Genomic DNA, 15,039 nt, shown 5'->3' with positions numbered 1-15,039 from the left:
TTCACCCTTTGAATATTCGGGTTTTCATAAAAAATAAGTCGATTTTCCAAAAAAACTTTTACATTTTACTCAAAAACCGTGTACAATGAGATGGTGAAAACATCGAATGGAAATAGATTGGAGAGGATTTCGCTGATGAAACATTTACCTGAGCAAGACGCACAAGTATTCAAAGCAATTCAACTAGAGCGGAAACGCCAGCAGGACAAAATCGAATTAATTGCATCAGAAAACTTCGTAAGCGAAGCAGTCATGGAAGCACAGGGCTCTGTCTTAACAAACAAATATGCAGAAGGTTACCCTGGTAAACGCTACTATGGCGGCTGTGAACATGTAGACGTTGTAGAAGATATCGCACGTGACCGCGCAAAAGAAATTTTTGGCGCTGAGTATGTGAACGTACAGCCTCACTCAGGAGCTCAAGCGAATATGGCCGTATACTTTACAATCCTTGAGCATGGCGATACAGTGCTAGGCATGAACTTATCACATGGCGGGCATTTAACACATGGAAGCCCTGTAAACTTTAGCGGCGTACAGTACAACTTTGTAGAATACGGTGTAGATAAAGAAACACAACATATCGACTACCAAGATGTACTTGAAAAAGCACGTGAGCATAAGCCGAAACTAATCGTAGCGGGGGCAAGTGCTTACCCACGTCAAATTGATTTCAAAAAGTTCCGTGAAATTGCCGATGAAGTCGGTGCTTACTTTATGGTGGACATGGCTCACATCGCGGGTCTTGTTGCAGCAGGTCTTCATCCAAATCCAGTTCCTTACGCTGATTTTGTGACAACGACAACTCACAAAACATTGCGCGGACCTCGCGGCGGAATGATTCTATGCCGTGAAGAGTTTGGTAAAAAGATCGACAAATCGATCTTCCCTGGTATTCAAGGTGGACCACTCATGCATGTGATCTCTGCAAAAGCTGTTTCTTTCGGTGAAGTATTGAACGGAGATTTCAAAACATATGCACAAAACGTGATTGATAACGCAAAACAACTAGCTGAAACCCTTTTATCTGAGGATATTCAGCTTGTATCTGGTGGAACAGATAACCATCTTGTTCTCATCGACTTGCGCTCTCTTGGCATTACAGGAAAAATTGCAGAAAACGTTCTTGATGAAATTGGTATCACGGTGAACAAAAATGCAATTCCATATGATCCAGAGAAACCATTTGTTACAAGTGGTGTACGTGTAGGTACAGCAGCAGTGACAAGCCGTGGCTTCGATCAAGAAGCGATGAAAGAAGTCGGTTCCATTATTGCGCTTGCTCTGAAACATCATGAAGATGAAGCGAAATTAGAAGAGGCGAAAAAGCGTGTATCTGATCTGACAGCTCGTTTCCCTCTATATCATGAATTAGATTATTAAAATGCAGACCCATTTGCCTATTTTTGGCATGTGGGTTTTTTTTGTAGGATTTGCGAATCATATTGAAAGATGATGTCTTTTTATGTAGAATTGTAGGAAGTGTGCAAAGTTCACCGGAAGATGACAGAAAAGGAGTTGTAGCAAGCAATGGCAAAGGTTTATGTATTTGATCACCCGCTTATTCAGCACAAACTTACATATATTCGTGACGTTCATACAGGAACAAAAGAATTTAGAGAGCTAGTGGATGAAGTCGCAACATTAATGGCATTTGAAATCACAAGAGACTTACCGCTTGAAGAGGTAGATGTAGAAACACCTGTACAAGTCGCTAAATCAAACGTGATCTCAGGTAAAAAACTCGGAGTTGTGCCGATTTTAAGAGCAGGTCTTGGAATGGTAGACGGGATTTTGAAACTCATTCCAGCTGCCAAAGTGGGACATGTCGGTTTATACCGTGATCCGAAGACATTAAAGCCTGTTGAATATTATGTGAAGCTTCCATCTGATGTGGAAGAGCGTGAATTTATCGTAGTAGACCCAATGCTTGCAACGGGCGGATCAGCAGTAGAAGCATTAAACAGCTTGAAAAAACGCGGTGCGAAAAACATCCGCTTCATGTGTCTGATTGCTGCGCCAGAAGGTGTAGAAGAAATGCAAAAGCATCATCCAGATGTTGATATCTACATTGCAGCATTAGATGAGAAGTTAAACGAAAAAGGTTACATCATCCCAGGTCTTGGTGATGCTGGTGACCGTATGTATGGAACAAAATAAGAATGATTCATGAAAAGCCCACATGCAAACGTGCATGTGGGCTTTTTTGAAAAATATGACAAACGGTTGATATCGTTCTTAGAAAAATCAATGTATACTGAACATTAGCAGTTTTTTTAATGAATGTCACATCTCTCCTAAAGTTTGATGAAATTGTGAACATTTTGTGTGCTCTCTCATTATAGAAAAGTTTTTTAACTTTCAACGGATTGACACATCATAGACGCTATTGTATGCTAAACGAGGGTATTATGGTAAGGTTTTCATAGCCTATAGCACTCTACTAATCCTCATTGTGAACCCTTTAATAATCAGGGTTTGTATCAGCGAATGAAGCAGAATCCCATAGATCTAAAGATTTCAAGTCTGATTGCACAATTAGACCGATGGGTGATTGATTTTTTTCAAACAGGACGGCTTATCATAAGCGTCTTCTACGCAGTTTTCATCACCATTTATCACCTTTTTTACAATATTTTTCATCGGGAGTCAGATGAATGAACGATCCAAACGTCATTTTCCGCAGACAGAGTAAATATATGTTCTATTTATTGGCAATTTTTGTGTTTGGCTATGCCATGCCTGGTTTTAAACCACTGTTTCTTGGTTTCATTATCGGCACAATTTTTGCTTTCTTTAATTTATTCCTGCTTATTCGGAGAATGCATGCTTTTGATCGAGCAGTTAAAAAAGGAAAATCTATTCGTTCAATGGGAAGTACAGCCAGGTGGGCCAACGCAATTCTCGCAGTAGCGATTGCTTGGCGTTACCCTAACGAAGTTCATCTGGCAGGTGTTGTTATAGGATTAATGACAATATATCCTGTCATTATGATAGATTCCTTCATTCAACTTAAACGTTCTACTATGGAAGAGAGGTGAATACTCTTTGGGTCACAGTTCAAAAACTACAGAATTTTTAGGGTTAACGTTCAACTTATCCAATGTTCTCATGATTACGATTGCTAGTATCATCGTTCTTCTCATAGCGGTGCTGACTACTCGTGTTCTGGCTATTCGTCCGACAAAGGCGCAGAACTTCATGGAATGGATTGTTGATTTTGTTCGAAATATCATAGGTAGTTCGATGGACATGAAAACAGGAGCCCCATTTCTAGCGCTTGGCGTTACATTACTCATGTACATATTTGTTTCAAACATGCTTGGACTGCCATTCTCGATTACGGTCGATCACAACTTATGGTGGAAATCACCAACTGCTGATCCTGCAATCACAATGACACTAGCGGTTATGGTCATGGGATTGACACACTACTATGGTGTTAAAGCAAAAGGAGTCAAGGAATATACAAAAGACTACTTTAGACCAATCCCACTTTTAGTACCGCTGAAAATTATTGAAGAATTTGCAAACACATTAACACTTGGTTTGCGTCTTTATGGAAATATTTTCGCTGGAGAGATTCTTCTTGGTTTACTTGCAGGACTTGCGACTAATTTCTATTCGCAAAACCTTGCACTAGGTATCATTGGTACATTAGGTGCCATCGTGCCGATGATTGTATGGCAGGCATTCAGTTTGTTTGTCGGAACCATCCAGGCATTTATCTTCACCATGCTGACAATGGTGTATATCTCCCATAAAGTCAGCGACGAACACTAAAAAATTGAGAGTCCAAAAAGGACGTTATTTTAAAGGAGGAGCTTTTTAATGAATTTAATAGCAGCAGCAATTGCAATCGGTTTAGGAGCACTAGGAGCAGGTATTGGTAACGGTCTAATCGTATCTAAAACAGTAGAAGGAATCGCTCGTCAGCCAGAAGCTGGTAGAGAACTAAGAACACTTATGTTCATCGGGGTAGCTTTAGTTGAGGCACTTCCAATTATCGCTGTCGTTATCGCATTCTTGGCATTCTTTGGTTAATATGTGAGAAGCGTTCTAATATGAATTTTAATGGCGAAGATCAGATTAGTTCGAAACTTCGCCATTCCTTTATGTTTTGTTTCTTAACATATTATTTAAAGAAGGGAGTTGCCGTACTAAATGTCTCAGTTACCAGTAGTTTTAGGAGCAGGTCTAAACACCGGAGATATCATATTCCAGCTGATCGCTATGCTCATCCTGCTTGCACTTTTAAAGAAATTTGCGCTTAAGCCTTTATTAGGGATTATGAAACAGCGTGAAGATTATATAGGAAATGAAATTTCAAGTGCTGAAGAAAAGCACGTTCAAGCTGAAAAGCTTCTTGAAGAACAACGTGTCTTATTGAAAGAAGCACGCGAAGAATCACATACACTCATCGAAAATGCGAAAAAGATTGGTGAGAAACAAAAAGAAGATATCATTCAAGCAGCGCGTCAAGAATCAGAGCGCTTGAAAGAGTCTGCTAGAACTGAAATCGTGAAAGAAAAAGAACAAGCTGTGGCTGCACTGCGAGAGCAAGTTGCATCACTATCTGTATTAATTGCTTCTAAAGTGATTGAAAAAGAACTTGATGAGCAAGCACAAGAGAAATTGATCCAAGAGTATCTTAAAGAGGCAGGCGAAAGCCGATGAGCGTGACTATTGTCTCTAAGCGTTACGCTTCTGCTCTTTTTGACATCGTTCTTGCTTCTTCGGCAGTAGACGAAACTGAAAAAGAGCTGAATGAGATCAAAAAAGTTCTCAAGGCTGACCAAGAATTAAATGACTTTCTTGTTCATCCGAAGATTACGGCAGACAAAAAGAAACATCTGATTGCAGAAGCTTTCAAAGGTGTTTCGACATATGTTTTGCACACAATGTATTTACTGATTGACCGCGGACGCACGAATATTTTTCCTGAAATGGCGTCTGAGTTTGTGAAACTTGCAAACCGTACGAAACAAATAGACGATGCGATCGTGTATTCAGTTAAACCGCTCAGCGGAGCTGAAATTCAATCTTTATCTGAAGTATTTGCCAAAAAAGCCGGAGTCACATCACTGCGTGTAGAAAACGTGATTGACAAGGATCTAATAGGCGGAGTGAAAATCCGTATCGGAAACCGCATTTATGACGGCAGTGTCAGCGGAAAGCTTTCCCGCATTGAACGTCAGCTTGCAGGCGAAAATCGTTAGAAGGGGTGAAACCTTAGTGAGTATCAAAGCTGAAGAGATTAGCGCGCTGATAAAGCAGCAAATCCAAAACTATCAATCTGAAATTGAAGTAAAAGATGTCGGTACAGTCATTCAAGTAGGGGACGGTATCGCGCGTGTACATGGCCTTGACAACATTATGGCAGGAGAGCTTGTTGAGTTCTCTAACGGTGTAATGGGTATGGCTCAAAACCTTGAGGAGTCTAACGTAGGTATCGTAATCTTAGGACCTTACAAAGATATCCGTGAAGGTGACGACGTAAAACGTACAGGTCGTATCATGGAGGTTCCAGTAGGAGAAGAGTTAATCGGACGTATTGTGAACCCACTTGGTCAGCCTGTTGATGGACTAGGTCCAATTTTAACAAGCAAAACACGTCCAATCGAAAGTGAAGCACCAGGCGTTATGGATCGTAAATCGGTACATGAGCCGCTTCAAACGGGAATTAAAGCAATTGATGCCTTGATTCCAATCGGACGCGGACAGCGTGAATTGATCATTGGGGACCGTCAAACAGGTAAAACATCTGTTGCAATTGATACGATCCTGAACCAAAAAGATCAAGACATGATCTGTATCTATGTAGCGATCGGACAAAAAGAATCAACTGTTCGTGGTGTTGTTGAAACACTTCGTAAGCATGGTGCGCTTGACTACACAATCGTTGTCACAGCTTCTGCATCACAGCCAGCTCCACTTCTTTACCTTGCTCCTTATGCAGGTGTAACGATGGGTGAGGAATTCATGTATAACGGCAAGCATGTGCTTGTTGTGTATGATGACCTTTCTAAACAAGCGGCAGCTTACCGTGAGCTTTCATTATTGCTTCGTCGTCCTCCAGGTCGTGAAGCATTCCCTGGTGATGTTTTCTATCTTCACTCTCGTTTATTAGAGCGTGCAGCGAAGCTTAGTGATGAAAAGGGTGGCGGTTCTATCACAGCATTGCCTTTCGTAGAAACGCAAGCTGGTGATATCTCTGCATATATCCCAACAAACGTTATCTCAATCACAGATGGACAGATCTTCTTACAATCTGACCTCTTCTTCTCAGGCGTACGTCCAGCGGTAAACGCAGGATTGTCTGTATCTCGTGTAGGTGGTTCTGCACAAATCAAAGCGATGAAAAAGGTAGCAGGTACACTTCGTTTGGATCTTGCTTCTTATCGTGAGCTTGAAGCATTCGCTCAGTTTGGATCTGATCTAGACCAAGCGACTCAAGCCAAATTAAACCGTGGTGCTAGAACAGTTGAAGTCTTAAAACAAGACTTGAACAAACCGCTGAAAGTTGAAAAACAAGTAGCGATTCTTTATGCACTGACAAGAGGATACTTAGATGATGTAGCGATTGCTGATGTCAAACGCTTTGAAGCTGAGTTATTCATGTACATTGAAGAAAACCATAAAGACTTGTTTGACACAATCTCTCAAACAGGAAACATGCCTGCTGATGAAGAGTGGAAAACAGCGATCGAAGGCTTTAAACGTACGTTTGCACCAAGCAACTAATTAGTAATCTTTCCGAGAGAAAAAGATTCTCTTTTTCTCTCTTTTCACGTAAATGAACACGGATTCCTGAAAAAAGGTGGTGAAATCTTTGGCCTCATTACGCGATATTAAGTCAAGGATCACGTCAACAAAAAAATCGAGTCAGATCACAAAAGCGATGCAAATGGTATCAGCTGCGAAACTGAATCGTGCTGAAAATAATGCGAAGTCCTTTGTTCCTTACATGGAGAAAATCCAAGAAGTCGTTGCGGCAATTGCAACTGGAACAAGTGCTAAGCACCCAATGCTTCTTTCAAGACCTGTTAAGAAAACAGGGTATCTCGTCATTACATCTGATCGAGGACTTGCAGGACCTTTTAACAGCTCGATTTTACGTGCCGCTTACCAAGCCATTCAATCTCGTCATCAATCTGCTGATGAATATGCGGTGATTGTGATTGGTAAAATCGGACGCGACTTCTTCAAAAAGCGTGGTATTCCAGTTATTTCTGAAGTAACAGGGCTTGGAGACGAAGTAGCGTTTGCTGATATTAAAGAATTAGCAAGCAGTACAGTGCAAATGTTCTCTGATGAAGCGTTTGATGAGCTTTACATGTTCTATAACCATTTCGTCAGTGCCATTTCACAAGAAGTAACAGAGAAAAAATTATTGCCGCTAACGGACCTTTCGGCCGCAGCGACACCAAATAAACGTTCCGCATCTTATGAGTTTGAGCCTTCTGAAGAAGAAATTCTTGAAGTTCTCCTTCCTCAATATGCAGAGAGTTTGATTTTCGGTGCGCTTCTTGACAGCAAAGCAAGTGAACATGCTGCAAGGATGACAGCAATGAAGAGTGCAACAGACAACGCAAAAGAATTGATCGACAGCCTGACACTCTCTTACAACCGTGCTCGTCAAGCAGCGATTACACAAGAGATTACAGAAATTGTCGGCGGAGCAGCTGCCTTAGAATAGAAATAATTGTCAGGAGGGAATGCAATGAAAACAGGACGCATCAGTCAGATCATGGGACCAGTCGTAGACGTTCGTTTTGAAGACGGTCACTTGCCTGAGATTTATAATGCGATCAAAGTTTCGCATAAAGCGGAAAGCGAAAGTGAAGTTGATATCGACTTAACTTTAGAAGTAGCACTACATTTAGGTGATGATACAGTGAGAACCATCGCAATGGCATCAACAGACGGTGTGAAGCGCGGTATGGAAGCTGTAGACCTTGGAAAACCAATTTCAGTACCAGTTGGTAACGTAACACTTGGACGTGTATTCAACGTACTGGGAGATAACATTGACTTAGATGAGCCACTTGGTGTGGAAGCGCAAAGAGACCCAATCCACAGACAAGCGCCTTCTTTCGATCAACTTTCTACAGAAGTTGAAATTCTTGAAACAGGTATCAAAGTTGTTGACCTTCTTGCTCCTTACATCAAAGGTGGAAAGATCGGTCTATTCGGTGGAGCCGGTGTTGGTAAAACCGTTCTGATTCAAGAATTGATCAACAACATCGCACAAGAACACGGCGGTATTTCTGTATTCGCTGGTGTTGGAGAGCGTACACGTGAAGGAAATGACCTTTACTACGAAATGAAAGATTCTGGCGTTATCGAAAAAACAGCGATGGTCTTCGGCCAAATGAACGAGCCACCAGGTGCGCGTATGCGTGTAGCTCTAACTGGTTTGACAATGGCAGAGCATTTCCGTGATGAACAAGGTCAAGACGTATTGTTCTTCATCGATAACATCTATCGCTTTACACAAGCAGGTTCTGAAGTATCAGCCCTACTTGGACGTATGCCTTCAGCGGTAGGTTATCAGCCAACTCTTGCAACAGAAATGGGTCAGCTTCAAGAGCGTATCACGTCTACAAACGTAGGATCGGTTACATCGATTCAAGCGATCTATGTACCTGCGGATGACTATACAGATCCAGCTCCAGCTACAACGTTCGCTCACCTTGATGCAACGACAAACCTTGAGCGTAAGTTGACAGAGATGGGGATTTACCCAGCGGTAGATCCACTTGCTTCAACATCTCGTGCCCTTGCACCTGAGATTGTTGGCGAAGAGCATTATGCGATCGCGCGTGAAGTTCAGCAAACATTGCAACGTTATAAAGAATTGCAAGATATCATTGCCATTTTAGGTATGGATGAATTATCTGAGGACGATAAGCTTGTGGTACACAGAGCTCGTCGTGTTCAATTCTTCCTATCTCAAAACTTCCACGTAGCAGAACAGTTTACTGGTCAAAAAGGTTCTTATGTGCCATTGCAAGAAACTGTTAAAGGCTTCAAGGAAATCTTATCTGGTAAATACGATCACCTTCCAGAAGATGCATTCCGCTTAGTCGGTCGCATTGAAGAAGTGGTTGAAAAAGCCAAAGAGATGGGTGTAGAGGCCTAATCTGGTCCTTAGGAGGGTAAAAGCATGAAGACCGTTCAAGTCAATATCGTTACTCCCGACGGCCCAGTGTATGAAGCGGATGTGGAAATGGTCAGTGTAAGAGCAGAAAGCGGTGAGCTTGGAATTTTAGCTGGCCACGTTCCAATGGTTGCTCCGCTAAAAATCGGTGCAGTTCGCTTAAAACATAGTGGATCAACTGAATTGGTTGCAGTAAGCGGTGGATTTGTTGAAGTTCGCCCCGAAAAAGTAACCATTCTTGCTCAGGCTGCTGAAACATCAGACAAAGTTGATGTCGATCGTGCAAAGTCAGCGAAACAGCGTGCTGAAGAGCATTTGAACCACCCGAATGAAAGTGATGTACGCAGGGCGGAACTCGCATTAAAACGGGCATTAAACCGTTTAAATGTAGCAGGGAAATAAAACAGAAAATCCTTCTTATCATTGCGATAAGAAGGATTTTTTTTAGGATGACATGAGAGACTGATACATCGACACATACGGATGAGATGCTTGCTTTTCAAGATATAAATGCTCGCAAAAATGCGTACTATGCCACGTTTTATTGTTTCGGCGCAAGCCAAGGGTATATTGATGCGAAGAGTCCATATAAGGCCGCACGACCCAATCAGCATCTGAATGATGCTTGATGACAACCTCTCCCATGTACACACTCAACATCGCTTCCAATGCATCAATAGGCATTTTCCACTCAGCAAAAAGCTGCTGACGGAAGGCATCGAAGTATAATGACTCTAACTGATAAAGGCTTTCCTCTGAGTAATCCAAAGAAATGTTATGAAAATGACACAATTGTGCTAATTCTTCTAGCTGTGTCTGTCTATAATCAAAGTAGAAAGCAATGGCTTCCCATTCATGTTCAAATGAGGGAACCAGTTCTCCGTACAAATCAACAAAGTCAGGAAAAGAATCTTTCAAATATGATCAGCTCCTTCCACCGCAGTATATCATCTCCTTCGCATCAGAATAAGAGGGGATTCACTCTAAATGTAGCTCTTTTTTCCAAATGATTCATCTTTCCGATTTTGGAGGATATAATGAAAGGGAGTTTTCCTTTACAGAAATCAATAAAAGGAGGATTCAAGTGTATGGAAGACGTAGGACAACAAGCAATTGTCAGTATTGTGATCCACCTATTTTTTATCGCCATTACGTGGTGGGCATTGCTTGCGGTGAATATCGATCCACTGATTAAAAAAGGAAAAATTATTCAAGCTAGATTGCTCATGATGCTGCTCACGATTGCTATTGCATCGGCAGTCAGCAATTTCTTCCTTGATTATTTAAATTTCTCCAGACAAATCCCTTATATGTTTTAACATAAAAGGTTTGGTCACTGCCTTCTGCGGGAACGTAAAAAGAAGTGTCAAAAATATGGCCTTTGATGACTTTTCCACGTATGCATTGATCTCCTTGCGGCAACACTTGTAGCAAGGGGGAATGACAAGTGAGAAAGTATTTAAAAGGTTGGCCATTATTTGCATTTATTCTTTTTTTTGTTCTGATGATTCAAGGTGTTCGGGCAGAAGAAACATCGACGCTCGCCCAAATAGCAGAAGGTATGAAAAACCAGCAAATCGAAGTAAGTGGATGGACGCTTCATGCCAAAACAAATATAGACATTTCATCCGAACAATTTTCAAAAAAAGTGAAACGTTTGAAAGACGAACTACGACAGTATGAGTGGACCGAAAAAAAAGAGAAACATGTCACCAAAGTCACAGGAATTTACAAAGATGAAAAAAATGATACATTATCGAAAATTTTACTCGTGAAGACCGACACAAAATCAAACCAAAAGTCGTATTTATTATATGAGCAAAAAGGTGCTCGCCCACTGAATACCTGGGAGCATACATATGATCAGTTCGTACGTCATGCAAAAAGCATATTACAAGAAAAATTTGTGATTTTTACTTGTCTCGATGGTCATGTAAATGGTATGATGGATGTTGTTTTGCAAAAAAAAGCTGAAATGATAGCAAATGAATTTCAAGCAAAACCTGTTGAGTATCTCGTTGAGTCTAATTTTGTGTCGCTTTCCGCTTACACAGAGAAGTGGGAACAGTTCATTATGACTTCAAATGATAAAATGAATGTTCAAATTGCCATCAGAAGTTCGGAAATGAACGAAAATCATACGATTACGGTTGGCACACCAATCGTAACGACTGAATATTAATATAGAGAATTTGGGACGCGGAGGGGAAGACCTTGGAAAAAATCATCGTCCGCGGCGGTCAAAAGTTAAACGGCACAGTTAAAGTAGAAGGCGCAAAAAATGCCGTTTTACCAGTTATCGCTGCATCTTTGTTAGCAAGTACAGAAAAAAGCGTAATTTGTGATGTACCTACGCTCTCCGATGTATATACAATCAATGAAGTGTTACGTCATTTAGGAGCAGAAGTACATTTTGAAAATAACGAAGTATCAGTAGATGCATCTCATGCACTAGAAACTGAGGCTCCGTTTGAGTACGTCCGTAAAATGAGAGCATCTGTGCTCGTCATGGGACCACTTTTAGCTAGAACAGGTCATGCAAGAGTTGCATTACCTGGTGGTTGTGCGATTGGTTCAAGACCAATTGATCAGCATTTAAAAGGCTTTGAAGCAATGGGAGCTAAAATTCAAGTAGGTAATGGTTTCATCGAGGCTGAAGTAAATGGCCGTTTAAAAGGTGCAAAAATCTATTTGGATTTCCCAAGTGTAGGGGCAACTGAAAACATCATCATGGCAGCAGCATTGGCTGAAGGAACGACGATTTTAGAAAACGTAGCAAAAGAACCTGAAATTGTTGATTTGGCAAACTACATCAATGCCATGGGCGGTAAGGTTCGCGGTGCTGGAACTGGTACAATCAAAATCGAAGGTGTAGAAACACTTCACGGTGCAAAACACAACATCATCCCTGACCGAATTGAAGCTGGTACGTTTATGGTGGCAGCAGCCATTACTGAAGGGAATGTTCTTGTAAAAGGCGCTGTGCCTGAGCACATGACTTCACTTGTGGCGAAAATGGAAGAAATGGGTATTCAGATCATTGAAGAAGAAGAAGGTTTAAGAGTCATTGGACCATCTGAGCTCAAGCCAATCGATCTAAAAACAATGCCGCATCCTGGTTTCCCGACGGATATGCAATCTCAGATGATGGCGCTATTGCTTCGTGCGAACGGAACAAGCATGATCACAGAAACTGTGTTTGAAAATCGTTTTATGCATGCTGAAGAATTCCGCCGCATGAATGGCGATATTAAAATTGAGGGTCGCTCTGTGATAATCAATGGACCTGTTCAACTTCAAGGTGCTGAAGTGGCAGCGACTGATTTAAGAGCAGGAGCAGCACTTGTACTTGCTGGATTAGTGGCAGAAGGTCATACACGTGTCACTGAATTGAAGCATATTGACCGTGGATATGTGAACTTCCACCAAAAACTAGCAGCAATCGGTGCAGACATTGAAAGAGTAAATGATGAATCAGCAGATGTGACACAAGAACAAGTTGTATCAGATCTAAACGCATAATCATAAAAGAAATCAGTGTGTCCATTTGGGCATGCTGATTTTTTTTAGAATCATAGACTGGTTGCATTTTCAAAAGCTTATCATTAGTGTATCCAATCGTTTTAAATTTTATTCATAAAGATGAACAGTAAATCAAATGATGAAGAGCACAAACATATCAGCAAAAGACTTGTCCAATGAATGAAAGAAGCTGTCATATTAGCTTGTCCTTGCCCATAGGATAAAAGAGATTCAATGACAAATGGGGGCAGCCAATATGAAACCAATGATATGGACAATCGCAGGAATTTGCATCATCATTTTAATGATTCCAACCTTACTCGTGTTGCCGACGTTCCAAGGAAAACCAGCAGCCAGCCAACACGTAGCAGCAGAACCATCAGTTAAAAAAGAAGTGAAAGGTTCAGTCAAATTGAAACAATCACCCGTCTCCATTCCCGTCTACCGTTCAGCGCATCAGCAGGTAGAAAACATCCCCTTAGAAGAGTATGTGATCGGTGTCGTCGCTTCTGAAATGCCAGCCGATTTTGAAATAGAGGCGCTCAAGGCACAGGCACTCGCCGCTAGAACGTATATCGTCAGACAAATGATCATTGATAAAACGGTCAAATCTCCACAGGGTTCTCTTGTAGATGACACTCAAATGTTCCAAGTGTACAAAAATAAACAGGAACTGAAGAAAATTTGGGGAAAAGCGTACAATTGGAAATTAAAAAAGGTCACAGAAGCGGTCGCCAGTACACAAGGGAAAGTACTGACGTATGACGAAAAACCAATTGATGCTTCCTTCTTTTCAACAAGTAATGGGAAAACCGAAAATGCAGAAGCTTATTGGAAAAATGAAATCCCTTATTTGAAAAGCGTCTCAAGCAAATGGGACGAAAAATCACCCAAATTCCAAAACAAGAAAACCATCACAGTGAGCGAATTTCAGCAAAAACTGGGTGTGACCCTTGGCCAGCAGCAGGTGGGAGAAATTGTAGAACGAACACCAGGCAATCAAGTAGCCAAAGCCGTCATTAACGGAAAAACATTGTCGGGCAGAGACATTCGCGAATCACTAGGATTGCACTCTGCAGACTTTACATGGGAACGAAAGGGTCAGCAAATCGTGATTACGACAAAAGGGTATGGCCATGGTGTGGGCATGAGTCAGTATGGTGCACATTATATGGCACAGTCAGGCAAAAAAGTAGAGGCGATCGTGAAACATTATTATCAAGGGATAAAAATTGAATCAGCTGATCGCTTTCTGAACACATATATGGCTAAGAAATAAAAGCAAAGGTGCCTCAAAATGGGGGCATCTTTTTTTATGTGTGAAGAGGTTTGAACAGAATGTGACAAATTGCGACTTAAGGCGCACCTCAGGAAATCTTAAACATTTACATCCCGACAAGAACCGATGGCCGATACAAAGCCCCTCGAAAGAATGAGAAAACGAGGGTGACAAAAGAGTCGTTAGGTGAATATATCTAGACATCTGACAGAATTTTAGTGATTTTGATGAAAGAGAAAAAGGGATCGAGTCCTATACCATTCCAAGACAGAATATTTTACGATTAAGATGTTTCAATCGAATACATAAGGAGGAAGGAAAAGCATGTTGAAAAAAGTATTTACACTCGTAACCTTAGCTGTATTGACATTATCAATGTCAATCTCTTCACCAGTATTTGCAGAAGCAGCATCAGCCAAAAAACATAAGAAAGATGTAAGAGTGACGATCTTACTTGATGCAAGTGGAAGTATGGCAAGAAAAGTGGATGGAGAGCGCAAATTCGATTTAGCAAAACAAGAGGTATTTAAATTTGCTCAGTCTCTTCCGAAAGATGCTAAAATCCGTATGAGCTTGTTTGGATCTGAAGGAAACAACAAAAACTCAGGTAAAACTCAATCATGTGAAGTCATTAGAGGCGTTTATGGCGTTCAGCCTTATGAAAAGGATAGTTTCGAAAACTCTCTAAACGGTCTTGGACCAAATGGCTGGACACCGATTGCACGTGCTCTTGAAAGTGCAAAGCAAGCGGATAAGCAGCTTCATAAGGGAACAAAACACATTGTGTACTTAATTACTGATGGTGAAGAAACTTGTGGTGGAGATCCAGTGAAAGTAGCGAAAGAGCTTCATAACTCAAAAGGATCTACTGTAGTCAATGTGATTGGATTAGACTTTAACGATGGCTATGAAGGTCAATTGAAGCAAGTAGCTAAAGCTGGTAAAGGTCATTACTACCAAGCAAGCACAGGGAAAGAAATGGGTTCTATCCTTACAGCAGAATCATTAAAACTACACGAATAACTTGCTGAAGAAAAGGGAAACGATTGATGCTTTCGTTTCTCTTTTTCTGTAC

General features: G+C 41.2%; 17 protein-coding genes. 16 read left to right on the top strand and 1 reads right to left on the bottom strand.

The window, feature by feature from the left end; all coding sequences use genetic code 11:
* The first annotated feature begins 135 nt into the window (after window positions 1-135).
* The 11 genes from glyA to FXF70_RS02815 all read left to right on the top strand — a co-directional run bounded on the left by glyA (window position 136) and on the right by FXF70_RS02815 (window position 9,565).
* A complete protein-coding gene (glyA, locus tag FXF70_RS02865) occupies window positions 136-1,383 on the top strand; it encodes a serine hydroxymethyltransferase (protein WP_026050167.1) in 1,248 nt (415 codons plus the stop codon).
* Between the two features lie 147 nt (window positions 1,384-1,530).
* Window positions 1,531-2,160 carry a uracil phosphoribosyltransferase gene (upp, locus tag FXF70_RS02860; protein WP_003214553.1) on the top strand — a complete coding sequence of 210 codons (630 nt, stop codon included), beginning with the start codon at window positions 1,531-1,533 and terminating at the stop codon, window positions 2,158-2,160.
* A gap of 497 nt (window positions 2,161-2,657) precedes the next feature.
* The gene (locus FXF70_RS02855) at window positions 2,658-3,041 is read left to right on the top strand and encodes an ATP synthase subunit I (protein WP_007497639.1); all 384 of its coding nucleotides are present in this window, start codon (window positions 2,658-2,660) and stop codon (window positions 3,039-3,041) included.
* 7 nt (window positions 3,042-3,048) lie between these two features.
* Window positions 3,049-3,783 (top strand): F0F1 ATP synthase subunit A, encoded by a 735-nt coding sequence (gene atpB, locus FXF70_RS02850; RefSeq protein ID WP_007497637.1) that lies wholly within the window; start codon window positions 3,049-3,051, stop codon window positions 3,781-3,783.
* Window positions 3,784-3,831: 48 nt separating this feature from the next.
* Window positions 3,832-4,044 carry a F0F1 ATP synthase subunit C gene (gene atpE, locus FXF70_RS02845; RefSeq protein ID WP_003214968.1) on the top strand — a complete coding sequence of 71 codons (213 nt, stop codon included), beginning with the start codon at window positions 3,832-3,834 and terminating at the stop codon, window positions 4,042-4,044.
* A gap of 120 nt (window positions 4,045-4,164) precedes the next feature.
* Window positions 4,165-4,677, top strand: a complete 513-nt coding sequence (gene atpF / locus FXF70_RS02840; RefSeq protein ID WP_007497634.1) for a F0F1 ATP synthase subunit B — start codon at window positions 4,165-4,167, stop codon at window positions 4,675-4,677.
* Entirely contained in the window at window positions 4,674-5,219 is a 546-nt protein-coding gene (locus FXF70_RS02835) for a F0F1 ATP synthase subunit delta (protein ID WP_007497632.1), read from the top strand. Before atpF ends, FXF70_RS02835 begins: the two co-directional genes overlap by 4 nt.
* Window positions 5,220-5,235: 16 nt before the next feature.
* Complete coding sequence (gene atpA, locus FXF70_RS02830) at window positions 5,236-6,744, top strand: F0F1 ATP synthase subunit alpha (RefSeq protein ID WP_035389793.1); 1,509 nt, start codon at window positions 5,236-5,238, stop codon at window positions 6,742-6,744.
* An 88-nt stretch (window positions 6,745-6,832) separates the two neighbouring features.
* Window positions 6,833-7,699 (top strand): F0F1 ATP synthase subunit gamma, encoded by an 867-nt coding sequence (locus FXF70_RS02825; RefSeq protein ID WP_007497628.1) that lies wholly within the window; start codon window positions 6,833-6,835, stop codon window positions 7,697-7,699.
* Between the two features lie 24 nt (window positions 7,700-7,723).
* Window positions 7,724-9,145, top strand: coding sequence for a F0F1 ATP synthase subunit beta (atpD, locus tag FXF70_RS02820; protein ID WP_008343395.1), 1,422 nt, complete (start codon window positions 7,724-7,726; stop codon window positions 9,143-9,145).
* Window positions 9,146-9,169: 24 nt separating this feature from the next.
* Window positions 9,170-9,565: a F0F1 ATP synthase subunit epsilon gene (locus FXF70_RS02815; RefSeq protein WP_008343393.1), complete on the top strand. Its 396-nt coding sequence runs from the start codon at window positions 9,170-9,172 to the stop codon at window positions 9,563-9,565.
* Between the two features lie 42 nt (window positions 9,566-9,607).
* On the opposite strand, the gene FXF70_RS02810 is transcribed toward FXF70_RS02815, so the two are convergent.
* Window positions 9,608-10,081, bottom strand: a complete 474-nt coding sequence (locus tag FXF70_RS02810) for a hypothetical protein (protein ID WP_019743250.1) — start codon at window positions 10,079-10,081, stop codon at window positions 9,608-9,610.
* 170 nt (window positions 10,082-10,251) lie between these two features.
* On the opposite strand from FXF70_RS02810, the gene FXF70_RS02805 reads away from it, so the two are divergent.
* The 5 genes from FXF70_RS02805 to FXF70_RS02785 all read left to right on the top strand — a co-directional run bounded on the left by FXF70_RS02805 (window position 10,252) and on the right by FXF70_RS02785 (window position 14,987).
* On the top strand, window positions 10,252-10,482 hold the full coding sequence (locus tag FXF70_RS02805) for a DUF1146 family protein (RefSeq protein WP_008343389.1): 231 nt from the start codon (window positions 10,252-10,254) through the stop codon (window positions 10,480-10,482).
* A gap of 128 nt (window positions 10,483-10,610) precedes the next feature.
* Window positions 10,611-11,345: a YwmB family TATA-box binding protein gene (locus FXF70_RS02800; protein WP_008343385.1), complete on the top strand. Its 735-nt coding sequence runs from the start codon at window positions 10,611-10,613 to the stop codon at window positions 11,343-11,345.
* A 32-nt stretch (window positions 11,346-11,377) separates the two neighbouring features.
* A complete protein-coding gene (gene murA, locus FXF70_RS02795) occupies window positions 11,378-12,685 on the top strand; it encodes a UDP-N-acetylglucosamine 1-carboxyvinyltransferase (RefSeq protein ID WP_007497616.1) in 1,308 nt (435 codons plus the stop codon).
* A gap of 256 nt (window positions 12,686-12,941) precedes the next feature.
* Window positions 12,942-13,964 carry a stage II sporulation protein D gene (gene spoIID / locus FXF70_RS02790; protein ID WP_008343381.1) on the top strand — a complete coding sequence of 341 codons (1,023 nt, stop codon included), beginning with the start codon at window positions 12,942-12,944 and terminating at the stop codon, window positions 13,962-13,964.
* Between the two features lie 324 nt (window positions 13,965-14,288).
* Window positions 14,289-14,987 carry a VWA domain-containing protein gene (locus FXF70_RS02785; RefSeq protein WP_080964606.1) on the top strand — a complete coding sequence of 233 codons (699 nt, stop codon included), beginning with the start codon at window positions 14,289-14,291 and terminating at the stop codon, window positions 14,985-14,987.
* Window positions 14,988-15,039 lie beyond the last annotated feature (52 nt).

It is taken from the genome of Bacillus sp. Y3 (genome assembly GCF_008123875.1).
In the GTDB taxonomy this organism is placed as follows: Bacteria; Bacillota; Bacilli; order Bacillales; family Bacillaceae; genus Bacillus; species Bacillus altitudinis.
The sequence above is the reverse complement of the archived record's forward strand: the minus strand, read 5'-3'. Positions and strand labels throughout refer to the sequence as shown.

Bases quoted from the DNA above. Each gene is read 5' to 3' on its own strand.
- atpE (WP_003214968.1), top strand. From the start codon at position 3,832: ATGAATTTAATAGCAGCAGCAATTGCAATCGGTTTAGGAGCACTAGGA.
- spoIID (WP_008343381.1), top strand. From the start codon at position 12,942: ATGAAACCAATGATATGGACAATCGCAGGAATTTGCATCATCATTTTA.
- atpD (WP_008343395.1), top strand. From the start codon at position 7,724: ATGAAAACAGGACGCATCAGTCAGATCATGGGACCAGTCGTAGACGTT.
- glyA (WP_026050167.1), top strand. From the start codon at position 136: ATGAAACATTTACCTGAGCAAGACGCACAAGTATTCAAAGCAATTCAA.
- FXF70_RS02785 (WP_080964606.1), top strand. From the start codon at position 14,289: ATGTTGAAAAAAGTATTTACACTCGTAACCTTAGCTGTATTGACATTA.
- upp (WP_003214553.1), top strand. From the start codon at position 1,531: ATGGCAAAGGTTTATGTATTTGATCACCCGCTTATTCAGCACAAACTT.
- FXF70_RS02815 (WP_008343393.1), top strand. From the start codon at position 9,170: ATGAAGACCGTTCAAGTCAATATCGTTACTCCCGACGGCCCAGTGTAT.
- atpF (WP_007497634.1), top strand. From the start codon at position 4,165: ATGTCTCAGTTACCAGTAGTTTTAGGAGCAGGTCTAAACACCGGAGAT.
- FXF70_RS02835 (WP_007497632.1), top strand. From the start codon at position 4,674: ATGAGCGTGACTATTGTCTCTAAGCGTTACGCTTCTGCTCTTTTTGAC.
- FXF70_RS02805 (WP_008343389.1), top strand. From the start codon at position 10,252: ATGGAAGACGTAGGACAACAAGCAATTGTCAGTATTGTGATCCACCTA.
- FXF70_RS02855 (WP_007497639.1), top strand. From the start codon at position 2,658: ATGAACGATCCAAACGTCATTTTCCGCAGACAGAGTAAATATATGTTC.